This is a genomic window from Chitinophaga oryziterrae, from assembly GCF_009758125.1.
GTDB lineage: Bacteria > Bacteroidota > Bacteroidia > Chitinophagales > Chitinophagaceae > Chitinophaga > Chitinophaga oryziterrae.
The window spans coordinates 1,182,736-1,194,366 of the sequence record NZ_WRXO01000001.1 but is presented as its reverse complement, the minus strand read 5'-3'; the positions used below and the strand labels follow the sequence as shown (position 1 = coordinate 1,194,366).

Annotated in this window: 11 protein-coding genes; 5 read left to right on the top strand and 6 right to left on the bottom strand. The window is 39.2% G+C overall.

The window, feature by feature from the left end; genetic code table 11:
• Positions 1-4: 4 nt before the first annotated feature.
• The gene (locus tag GO495_RS04930; protein ID WP_170302632.1) at positions 5-3,037 is read right to left on the bottom strand and encodes a ligand-binding sensor domain-containing protein; all 3,033 of its coding nucleotides are present in this window, start codon (positions 3,035-3,037) and stop codon (positions 5-7) included.
• A gap of 68 nt (positions 3,038-3,105) precedes the next feature.
• Between GO495_RS04930 and GO495_RS31960 the strand changes: the two genes are divergently transcribed.
• Together GO495_RS31960 and GO495_RS04925 are read left to right on the top strand one after the other, a co-directional pair.
• Positions 3,106-3,438, top strand: coding sequence for a hypothetical protein (locus tag GO495_RS31960; protein ID WP_170302631.1), 333 nt, complete (start codon positions 3,106-3,108; stop codon positions 3,436-3,438).
• A 78-nt stretch (positions 3,439-3,516) separates the two neighbouring features.
• Positions 3,517-4,821, top strand: a complete 1,305-nt coding sequence (locus tag GO495_RS04925) for an AAA family ATPase (RefSeq protein ID WP_157298560.1) — start codon at positions 3,517-3,519, stop codon at positions 4,819-4,821.
• Between the two features lie 42 nt (positions 4,822-4,863).
• Here the strand turns inward: GO495_RS04925 and GO495_RS04920 are convergent, their stop codons facing one another.
• From GO495_RS04920 to GO495_RS04910, 3 genes are read right to left on the bottom strand one after another with little or no spacing between them, the layout of a single operon-like run.
• Entirely contained in the window at positions 4,864-5,673 is an 810-nt protein-coding gene (locus GO495_RS04920) for an ABC transporter permease (RefSeq protein WP_157298559.1), read from the bottom strand.
• Between the two features lie 22 nt (positions 5,674-5,695).
• Positions 5,696-6,103 (bottom strand): hypothetical protein, encoded by a 408-nt coding sequence (locus GO495_RS04915; RefSeq protein WP_157298558.1) that lies wholly within the window; start codon positions 6,101-6,103, stop codon positions 5,696-5,698.
• Complete coding sequence (locus GO495_RS04910) at positions 6,100-6,651, bottom strand: RNA polymerase sigma factor (protein WP_157298557.1); 552 nt, start codon at positions 6,649-6,651, stop codon at positions 6,100-6,102. Before GO495_RS04910 ends, GO495_RS04915 begins: the two co-directional genes overlap by 4 nt.
• Positions 6,652-6,754: 103 nt before the next feature.
• On the opposite strand from GO495_RS04910, the gene GO495_RS04905 reads away from it, so the two are divergent.
• Complete coding sequence (locus GO495_RS04905; protein WP_157298556.1) at positions 6,755-7,090, top strand: hypothetical protein; 336 nt, start codon at positions 6,755-6,757, stop codon at positions 7,088-7,090.
• 87 nt (positions 7,091-7,177) lie between these two features.
• Positions 7,178-9,301, top strand: coding sequence for an outer membrane beta-barrel family protein (locus tag GO495_RS04900; RefSeq protein WP_157298555.1), 2,124 nt, complete (start codon positions 7,178-7,180; stop codon positions 9,299-9,301).
• Positions 9,302-9,476: 175 nt separating this feature from the next.
• On the opposite strand, the gene GO495_RS04895 is transcribed toward GO495_RS04900, so the two are convergent.
• Positions 9,477-9,842 carry a SnoaL-like domain-containing protein gene (locus GO495_RS04895; RefSeq protein ID WP_157298554.1) on the bottom strand — a complete coding sequence of 122 codons (366 nt, stop codon included), beginning with the start codon at positions 9,840-9,842 and terminating at the stop codon, positions 9,477-9,479.
• Between the two features lie 166 nt (positions 9,843-10,008).
• The gene (locus tag GO495_RS04890; protein WP_157298553.1) at positions 10,009-10,797 is read right to left on the bottom strand and encodes a hypothetical protein; all 789 of its coding nucleotides are present in this window, start codon (positions 10,795-10,797) and stop codon (positions 10,009-10,011) included.
• Positions 10,798-11,376: 579 nt separating this feature from the next.
• On the opposite strand from GO495_RS04890, the gene GO495_RS04885 reads away from it, so the two are divergent.
• Positions 11,377-11,592 carry a hypothetical protein gene (locus tag GO495_RS04885; protein ID WP_157298552.1) on the top strand — a complete coding sequence of 72 codons (216 nt, stop codon included), beginning with the start codon at positions 11,377-11,379 and terminating at the stop codon, positions 11,590-11,592.
• Positions 11,593-11,631: the final 39 nt, after the last annotated feature.

Genomic DNA, 11,631 nt, shown 5'->3' with positions numbered 1-11,631 from the left:
TTCTTTATACTGGTTGCTGTAATATTATTCTGATAGTTGTTCCCGTAGCCAATCCATTTACATCTTTTAAATCAATGATATCAACGCTGGATGTCCATCCCTGGCAGGCATTCATCAGATTGATCCTTTGCTTCCCCAGCAGCATGCCCTTGCTGTCAAAATTGTGGTTCCCTATTTTTCGGGCTTTTATATTTCCGGCTGCTTCTCTACCAATACCGTTATCTGTGATTTCACAAATAAGGGTTTCATTATTCTCTGTAAAATTAATGGTGAGCTTCTTATCCCCGTGTTTAGACATGAGCCCATGCCAGATGGCATTTTCAATAAATGGTTGTAATAGCAGAGAAGGTACAATTGTTGCATGGTCGTCAATTCTTTCTGAGACTGTGATGGTATACTGAAAGGATTTTTTAAATCGCAATGCTTCCAGATCAAGATAAAGACGGTTCATTTCAATCTCATCATTCAACGAAATGAGATTATGCTCTGAATGATGTAATACCATCCGCAGCAACTTTGAAAATTTTGAAAGATACAGATATGCCGAGGGCATATCTTCCAATACAATCAGTTCCTGGATAGCATTAAGGCTATTGAAAATAAAGTGAGGGTGCATCTGTGCCCTTATTGCACGTGCTTCCAGCTCACTCATTTGCTGCTGGAGATCTGCCTTCCTTTTAATGGTAAACACCCACCACCAGCATAGAAAAAAGATCAGAGACATAATCAGTAAGATGACGATGACCTCGAATAAGTTTGTTTGCCAGAAGGCAGGCGTTATGCGGATATCAAAAGTAAGGTCTTTAATATCCGACAGTCCGCCCTCAGTTACTGCATGCACATTGAGGGTATAGTTGCCCGGACGCAGGTTATTATAAAATACGTCCGGGTGGTTACCATTATCAATCCAATTATGATCAACACCGTCAAGACGGTAGTAATAATGCACTTTCTCAGGGCGTTCGAAATCCAGTAAACTATATTCTATCGTCAGGCGCCTATCTTCATCAACCAATGCTTTATTTAATCGCAATACAGGTTGTATGGCGTGATATTTAAAATACTCTTCCGGAACAATATGGTACAATTTATTACCCGCCTGAAAATACAGACTGCCATCCTTTCCCCTGATACCACTGCAAAAAGCATCCATATAAGTACTATTGGGATTACTGATCACATTATGAAAAGTACGGTGAAGACTGTCGTACCAATCTACTCCACCCAGTGAACACACCCATAAACGTTTAGCATTATCAATCAGTAATGCAAAAGTAAAACTATGCGAAAGCCCATGTGCTGTTGTAAATACTTCCAGCGATCTGTCCCGGGGATTATATTTAAGCAATCCATTCTGACTTGTTACCCAGATACTGCCTTTCCCATCATCAATAATATCCCGGGGATCTGAAAAAGAAAAATGTAGTGCCTTTGACTGACTCTGCAAATCAAAACGTTCTATTATTCCCGTTATGATGTTTTGCCTGGCAAGGTTTTCAGCATGGTCTATGAAATACAGAAACTGACTGTCTGCTGAAATACATGCCTGTTTCATAAACTGTACAGAAGGAATAACTTCCAGCTTATTATGTGCATAGCGGTAAAGCATGCCAGACTGTTTTTTGAAATAAGATATACCATGAGCTCTGGCCGCCCAGATAATTTCATAAGGCGTGTCCGCCAGTTCTTTGGGATAATATGATACCCCGTTGCCTGTTTCGTAAAAGCTACGGGATTTCCCTTTTAATAATCTGCCATTTTCAACAGGCCAGACATATAAAGTAGTATATAGTTGCTTTTGCGATTGAATTTTCTTTGTTGTTTCATCAAACCAGAACAACTGCCTTTTTTGAGAAAATGGAATGTATACCCTCTTTTTCCATGGATCATAAGACATCATTCCCGATACATATTTCAAACTGGTAAAATCCGGAGCATTACTCAAATTATAGGTCTGCACAGCATCATTATAATAATCGATAATATCAATACCTTCGTCAGTTGTAACCCACATTTTATGCAGGTAATCCTCACAGAGGGAATAAATATAATCACTATGTAATATTTTATTATTATCCTCTTTGTGGATGACTGTAAAAGTGTTGTTATCCGTATTAAATATTTGTAATCCTCCATGACGGAAACCTATCCATATATTATCCTTAAAGTCCGCAATCAAAGAATAACAATATGGCCAGGCATCTTTAGGACGTTCAAATTTAAAAGTATCAAGCCTGTGCGTATTAAGATTATATTTTGCCAACAAATGGCTGTTGGCTACAAACCAGATGTTTTGCTGTGAGTCTTTACACAGATCACTTGTGTTTGTTCCAGTTAAGAAATTAAGGTTAAAGACAGGGTCCTTCGCCGGATTATTGTAGTGATGATAAAAATCCCCTGAACTGTATTCATAATAAACAAGGCCACTTGCTGTGCTAAGCCAGAATCCTTTATCCGTATCTACCATACAATGGTATTGCGCTATAGGAGAAGGGATTCCCTTATTATCCTTTCTCTCTGCTATAATGTGATACCTGCCCGAATTTTTGTCCATTCTGAACAGGCCTGCATCGGTAGAGATCCATAAGTAATGTTTTTTATCTTCAAAAATTGAATAGATGTAACCCAGCGAGCTGCTATTATTTAATGAGGTAAGTACATAATGTTGTATAATTCCACTCTGCATATTCATCCTGTCAAGGCCTCCGGTCGTACCTATCCACATATTACCCTCCTTATCTTCAAATAAAGCATGTAATTCTCCGCCACTAAGGGAAAGGCTATCATTGCCCACACGGTTGTACCACTTTATACGAGCGCCTTCGTGTTTATAAAGTCCATTATAAGAGCCAAACCACATGTTATTTAAATGGTCTCGTGTTAAGACTGTTAGCAATTTGCCTGATAGTCCGTTATCTGTTGATAAATGGAAGCTGGTTTGTGCGACAGTAATAAATGGAAGAAGGAGCAAACATACGCTGATCCGCAGGAATGCAGTATAACTCATCAATAAATAAGGGATTCGCCGTAGACTCATTGTTAACAAACATTGTCTCAATTTACAATAAATTATTAAGGATCTTTCAAAGATGCTTTCTGAATTCTTTGGGAGACAAACCCGACCTACCTTTAAAAAATTCTGTTGCAAACAGTCTGATATCAGGTAATGTACAAGATAAAAACTCCATCGCCTGGAAAAAACTATGCTCATATGCAGACAAGATTGCAGCAGAAAACAGCGATGAATTCTCACCCCTGAAAGAACTAGGCCCGGAATTATTTTCTCAGATACATACCTTACCTGAGACCATTTCCAATCTTAAAAAAGTAACAAAAGTTTGGTTATATGGAAGTAAATTAAAAAGAATTCCCAGCCATTCTATATGCATATCAAACCCGTTCTCAGCTATAAAAATCCGTTTAAACTTAATTAATTGACAAAAAACAGCAAATAACTATATTATTTCGGACACACAATAAAAACCCTTATCTTTGAAATAAGAAAAGATCAGATCGATGTTACTTTCATTTGCCGTAACTAATTTCAGGTCGATACGTGAGCGTGTAGAACTGAATATGTTGAAGACCGGATTAAAAGGGCTTCACTCTAATTACTTTGATATTTCTAATAAGAGACATTTACTGAGATCGTCCGCGGTTTATGGGCCAAACGCCTCGGGGAAAAGTGTTTTTTTAATGGCGATCAACGTTTTGGAGTTTTTAGTAGAGCGCTCATCTGGGTTTAGACCGGATCAGGCTGTAGAGCTTTATGAGCCACATAGATTGGAAAAAAGTTTTGCTTCAGCTCCCGTGTTTTTTGAGATTAGTTTTATTTCAAATGAGACCCAGTTTGACTATTCAATAAGCTTCAGCCAGGAACGAATTGAAACAGAAGAACTGTACTATTATCCTACTAACACCAGAACATTACTTTATTCGAGATATGCCGAAAAAGAAATGAAGTTTGGGGACTACTATAAAGGAGCAAAGAAAACACTTGAAAAGCTATTATTACCTAATCAGCTTTTTTTATCTAAAGCGGCGGAGAATAACGTGGAGGTTTTGATGGAGCCATACCGGTTTATAACTCAAAAGATGATGGTTTATCCTTTCATGGAGGATTATCATGAATCAAGTTATGCCAGATTGTACGCCAGGCGTCTTGCAGAGGACAAGGAATCTGTTTTTTCAAAGAGGTTTAATGCCTTAATCTGTGCTGTGGATACAGGAATTACTTCGGTATCGGTGGAAGAAGTTGATTGGAGCGGATTTAAGTTCCCTGGTAGTCTGTCAGAAGAAGTTAAAAAGAGATTTCAGGAGGATTACAAGTACGATATTAAGACCAAACATACAGTATACGAGGGTGTGAATCATGTTGGAGATGTTATATTTGATGTACACGAAGAATCATCTGGTACTAAAAGCCTTTTTGTAATTGGAGGTATTATCATCGAGGCGCTGGAAACAGGAAGTGTTCTTATTGTTGATGAGTTTGAAAAAAGCCTTCACCCAATAATTACCCAATTCCTTATACAACTGTTCCATAATCCATTAGTTAACAAACGAAATGCACAATTGATTTTTGCGACACATGATGTAACACAACTTTCTAATGACAATTTTCGCCGGGACCAGATATGGTTCACTGAAAAAAATGAATTTGGTGCAACTAACTTATTCAGGTGTTCTGATATAACTGGTTTACGTCTCGGAACACCGCTCGATAAATGGTATGCAACCGGTAGGCTTGGCGCTACGCCCATTATTAATGATGTGGATTTCTTAATAGAGATGCAATCAGATGAGCAAGGCAAAAGTTAATAAACGAATTTTAATTTTATGTGAGGGGGTGACTGAATATCTTTATGCAAAGTCACTGCAAAACTGAAGGAACAATGAAAAAACCTCTAATCCGGGATTTTTTGTTTTTAAGTAACCGGCGACCTTTTCATTAAACCGGTCAACATTTGTCCCCTTTCTTAAAATCAAATACGTTTCAGCGAGACAGTTCGTCCAGTTCTTTGCTGATCGGTCATTTTTCAGTAACACCCCGATGTTGAGCACGAAATCAAAATGGCCTGTAGCGTTTGCAGGTGGGTCCTTAAAAATACCCGAAACCCGGAATACGCCATCAAAGAACGGGTATTTCCATTCCAGGGTTTTACCAATAACGTTGTCTGTAGTGTTAAATATCTTTTTTGCCAGCGTCGCTGATATCACAATATTATTTTCATCTGCCAATGCCTGGTCTCTATTTCCCTGGATAAGATCATAGGAAAACACGTTAAAAAAATCTTTGCCGGCATTCCATCCCTGCGCCTGTATATGCTTGTTCCCGGACGACAGGATGCCTTCTCTGCTTTGCCAGTTAAAAAAATCATTAACGGACACCGCTGATTCCACTTCGGGCATTTCTTTCACCAATGATTCCGCCAGCGGGACCGGCGTTATATCCATGGTCATAATACCCTGCGAGGTTTTAAGGTTACTTATCACCTGGTATAGTTGCCTGTCTTTTTTGTGAAATTTATTGACACTTATCTCATCGCTCACCCACAAACAGATCAATAGCGCAGCGGCCAGGCCCGTTGAGAGCCCAATCAAATTAAGGATAGTAAATTGCCGGTCCCTCAGAAAACGTCGCCACGCTGTCTTTAAATTATTTCTGAACATGCTATGGATTTTTTTAGATTAATTACCTGTTCAACATCTTCTCCTTCACTAATTTCTGATCCAGGTAAAGTATACCTACGAATAAGAAAGCTCCTGAAATGATGGCCCATTTGTATTTAGATAAGGTCCCGACAAACTCATTCCCCGCATTGGCATTTACCCAAATCAGCAACCCGTAAAAAGCAGCAAAACCGAGAATAAGAAGGATAAACACCGCACAATAGAACCTGATATCCCTTTTACGATTGATCTGCGCCTGCAAGCGGGCTTTCACCTTTGAAGCAAAACTATAAGATAACCCCTCACGCGGCTCCTCCTCCAGTTTTGCAATCAGTAGCTGGTACTGTTCAAGCGTTTGCTTTTCATCGTATGATAAGGAATCAGGTATCAGCTCTCCATCCAGTAAGGATTGTATCTCGTTATCGTTCATAATTGTTCTTTTTTAAGGTCCTTTTCAATTTTTTCCTTCAGTAATTTCCTTGCCCTGAAAAGATTGCTCTTTACCGTCCCCTCTGGTGTACCTGTGATCTGCTCTATTTCCTTGCAGGAGAAGTCGTTTAAATGGTACAAGGTTAAGGCCGTTCTGTATGCCAGGGGCATTTGCGCTATCAGCAGATTAACGTATTCTGCCATATTCTTTTTATCTAAAAGATGTTCAGGCGTCTCATCGGTGAAGTGGAAATCGTCCATACCCTCAGGATAAGCAGCTTGTCGCTTGTACTTTTTGGTATAGTTGATGGCAGTTAAATAGGCTATACGGGCAATCCAGGTGGCCAGCTTTGACTCAAATTTGAATGCAGGCAGACTTTTATGTACTTTGATGAAAACTTCCTGGCAAATGTCCTCTTTGTCCTGTATGTCGCTTACAAGACGGTTAATTACAAAGAATACCAGCTTTTCATGCTCTTTTACCAAAAGCTCAAAAGCGCGGAAATCCCCCCTGATTATCCTGGATACAATTTCCTTTTCATCTAACATATTACATTAGTCAATCCATTTTGATGAATGGTTGCAAAATAAAAAAATAAATATTTGCAACCGTTTTGTCCCTTATGCTGACTACTATATAAAATCACTTATCATGAAACAATTACTTCCTTTTATAATCGTCATCATATTTTTCATCGTCCTTGCCGTTGTAATCATTTCCGTATTCAACTACAGGTTGAGGAAAAGAATACTGGATGCCGGTCCTTTAGACGAAACTTCCCTTAAGTTCTTATCACAAATCACCAGCTTAGGCTCCGAATCCTTAAAGTGGGGTATTATACTGTTCTTCGCCGGTATAGGCCTGGTAGCCATGGAATATATACCCTATAGTGCTGAAAACTCCCCTTTGCCTTACGGCGTTGAAATGATCTTCATAGCCCTTGGATTTATCACCTATTACTTAATGATACAAAAAAGAAAAGGCTAAACTCCTGTTAATTTTCTGATACCCGATTTGAAAGTGCATCCCGCTCTTACCAGGATACCTATGTCCCAAATTTAATACATCATTACCATGTACAATAAATTTACAATACTGATTATCAGCATATTGATTAGTAATACCGTGCTGGCACAAACCGCTGATTCCGCAAAGACCTTAAAAGAAGTGGCCATCATTGCCAACAAAACATTCGTTCAACAAAAGGCAGATCGTATCATCTACAACCTACAGGCAGATCCTGAAAGTAAAGGCAACAGCGTTTTGGGGATGATGCGTAAAATCCCTTTTATCACGTTGGATGGTAGTGACAATATTCTTTTAAAAGGAAATGCGGGTTTTAAAGTGCTGATTAATGGCAAGTCTTCCAGTATGGTGAATGGTAACTTAACAGCGATACTGAGAAGCATGCCTGCATCTACCATCCAGAAAATAGAAGTGATCACGGTCCCTCCCGCTAAATATGATGCGGAAGGCCTTGCCGGGATCATTAATATCATTACTGACAGAAAGGTGAATGAAGGTTATAACGGTACTTTAAATGTAAACGAAGGCTTTCCCGCTGGCGGTCCCGGAGCGGGTGGTTCTTTCACTGCTAAACTGGGTAAATTAGGCGTTTCCGCTTTTGCCGGAGTAAGTATATATTATTCCCCTCAGACCAGTTTTACCAATACCAGAACAGGTACTGATACAACAAACCTGCAACAGAGCGGATTAGCTACATCTAAAAATACAAATGGTTATTTTGGTACACAGCTGAGTTATGAAATTGATTCACTGAACCTCCTCTCCGCACAATTCAACATCAATGGTACCCGCGCTAACGGCAACAGTAATTTATCATCTGTTACCTCTTCACAGCAATATGATTTGCTCAATCATAATACCAGTCATTCTTATGGTATTGATGCAGCGATAAATTACCAGCTTGGATTTAAATCCTCCAAGAGCAGATTTCTGACCTTCTCTTATATGTATAGCACCAATCCGGGAAATCAGAACGCTAATATCAACATATCAAAAGCGGTTAATTTTAATACCCCTGATTATAACCAGAATGCACATCAAAGCTTTAAAGAGCATACCTTTCAGATGGACTTTGTCACTTCCGTAAAAGCACTGAATATAGAAGCGGGTGTGAAAGGTATTCTCAGAAAGAACACCAGCGATTTTCATTACAACTCTTTCAACAATGGCAAATTCGAATTGAATACTGCGTTATCAGATTTGTATACCAATACACAGCAAGTATTCAGCGCTTATAACTCCTATCAGTTATCATTGAAAAGCTGGAATATCAGTGCGGGTATAAGACTTGAACAAACAGTAATAAAAGCTGATTTTATTTCTTCCGCTGCGGTTGCTAATCAGAACTACCTGAATGTGATTCCTTCCATTGCTGTAGGTAAGAATTTCAACGATCAAAGCAATATTAACTTCGGATTTACACAGCGGATGAGAAGACCAGGCATCAACAGGCTGAACCCTTATGCAGACCGCTCTAATCCAGATATTGAATCAACAGGGAATCCTTATCTACGCCCTGTTTTGTTGAATGATATACAGGCAGGTTATAGCAGTAATAAGAAACTATCCCTGAATATCGGCCTTGATTATTCCTTTATGAATAATCTCGATCTTAAGGTGGTTAATTTTGATCCTGTTACTAAGATTACCCGTACCTCTTATGCCAATGTTGGCAAGGCGAAGAGTTTAGGTAGTAACTTCAATATTGGTTACCCGCTGACTAAATGGTATAATGCAGGTTTGAATGGGAATGTGATGTACCTCTGGCTTAACGATGGCATGGCTATCAGTAATAACTGCTGGATGTATTCTCTTGCTTTATCAAATGCTTTTCAACTCAATAAAGGCTGGCGGATCAATGCAGAGCTGAATGTAATCAGCCATAGACCGAATGGCTTGCAGGGAACCTCTAATGGCAGGATCAGTACTGCGTTTGGACTCAATAAAGAATTGGTTAAAAACAAACTGTCCGTTGCGGGAAGTATTAAAAATCCATTCACAAAATACAGGGATAATCGGAACCAGACTTTCGGTCCAAACTTTCAGCAATTCAGTACCAGCAGGGATTATTTCCGTTCTTTCAACCTTAGCCTGAATTACAATTTTGGTGGATTGAGAGATGGGATAAATAAAAGCAGAAGAGAGATAAGGAATGATGATTTGTCTAATTAGGGAAGGTGAAATAAAGGAGGTGTCTTCTATGTTGAAAAACAAGCCCTCGAGAAAAAAGTTTGGTAGTATTTAATCCTTACTATACTATTTACACAAAGGATTAAATACTACCGATTCATCCGTATGGACATATATTTCGGTTCCACTTTGTAAATGCCCTTTCCAGGTGCATTGATTAGTAAAAGAATTGCTCCGATATGATCTTATCGTCTTTAACCTGGAATATCCCAATCTCCTCTAATAACACACGGGGTCTGTTTTTAAAGGTAATATCCCTTTTTAGTATCACACTGAAGAAATCCCCGGCAACCAGTGGTTCACTGCAGGACTGGCTGTGAAGTGTTTCCCGCGATTCACGAAAGGCTTCGCCTTTGGCCATAACAGCAGCTTTGCCCCTGGTAATAATCTGCATCCCCTTTGAGGCAGCATGTTCTGGTTCTGTTGATATCACATTATCGTCATAATATTCATTCTGTATCTCAACATATTCGTTCCGGCATGCCAGCTCATAGTATTTGTTTGCCATTTCCTTTGTAGTCATAAATGTCCTTTTAAATGAGAATTAAATATTTATAGGACAAAGTTGAATAGCGGGAGTGACAACCCTATGTCAGTAGCCCTGGTAAAAGATAAAAATCATTGCGGTGTAAAGAGGTGATCTAAATACAGGCTCCTAAAATGTCAGAATCGCGATCTCAGGATGACAATTACCCTAATGCCAATATCCTTGCACAGCCTGCATATTTCATCGTGTTTACAACATTGTTGCTGATGGGAGTACCCATTTCAAGTCCCACAGACAGTATAAAAGTCCAGGAGTCATCCGGTTTCTGTCCTCCTTCTAATTGTAATTCGATGCGTTCTCCTGTATAATTCTGTCCTGTTGGTTGCCACGCTGTATAAGCAGCTGGTGCAGCGTCAGTGTCTTTCCTTGTAAACACAGGATAGTTATAGTGCAAATCTGTAATAGCCTGTAGTGAAATTACGAACCGGAACAACGGATACTGCCAGGGAATGAACAGGTTTATTTCTGGCATCAGGTTAGGCAACTGTACCCATGCACTACCGGTTTCCCTTATAATCTCACATTTCAACGGATGTCTTACCACGCCATCAAAAGGATTCTTTTGCGTGATGCGGAATCCTTCCAGGAGCTCCCTGTGCTTCGAAAGCAGAACAGACCGTTGTCCTCTCACATTTGCGGTATCCTGCAACTGCATTACTTTACATAATTTGGAAAACTGAGGTGCAATGTTGTGGTCTGCAAGATGTCTTACAAACAACACTGCCCATCTGATTCTGGCGGCTGCTCTTCCGCAACCTTTCCATTCGAGATTGTTCTCCCGTGTTCTTTCAAAACTTTTAGCTGTTTTAATTTTCTTTTTGGATGCTCCGCCGGGGCTTCGAACAAACGTACCATCCATATCTCTTCTTTTGTAGGCGGATAAACCTCCGATTCTTCCGGTGAAATCGATACCTCCTCTAAGTTGGGCCATATTGTGTGGGGTGTCTACTACAATTTACCCAAAATCTGTTATTAAGACAAATATAATTGCTATATAAGCCCACTTTAAATAAGGTGGGCTTGTAGACCAGTTGTATAGGACTTATAGTGGGCTTATATAGGGCTTATATCACCATAAGCAGTGAATATCAGTAGGTTATAAGCCCTCTTAAATTAGAGGCCTAAATACGCTTAATTAATTGATCCTGAATGTATTGATGAAGGCTTTTATTTTACAGCGTTTAACTGGGCTTTGCTGAATGCATCTACGACAGCTTCTATGATGGTTACATCAGATTTGGATAACTTCTATTCAGGGGCACAGGGACTCCCCGGTGTTCATAAAGCATGTCCGCCATTTAATGTGAAAGATTGGCTGAAGGAATTCGTACCATAATTATCTGAAGAGTATCATAAGAAAGGAATTATAACAAACTGGCTTTAGCTTAACGAAGGGACTTACCTAAAAGGTCAGCGTCTGTTTGCATATAATTTTTTTCATGCAAAGATGTTACGGAATAGGCATAAATGCAAATGAGATGAAGGCGATTTTAAGTAAACAAAAGATTGGATGAAATACGAGATATATAAGGAAATAAGAAACTCAGATGATATTTGCATTATGAAACAGAAAATCATCAAATATAAAAGTGATCTGTTTAAGCAGGAAGTGACTTTAACTGTGGATGAAAGTCTTAATAAGTTAAAGGGAAGAGTATTGGCTCCTAAGAAATTAGAAGCAGCTAATAAGACCCTAAGAAGGCTCAAACATGCTTTACCGAAGTAATCATCTTTTGAATAAAAAGGGAAGGCCCGCCAAATGGCG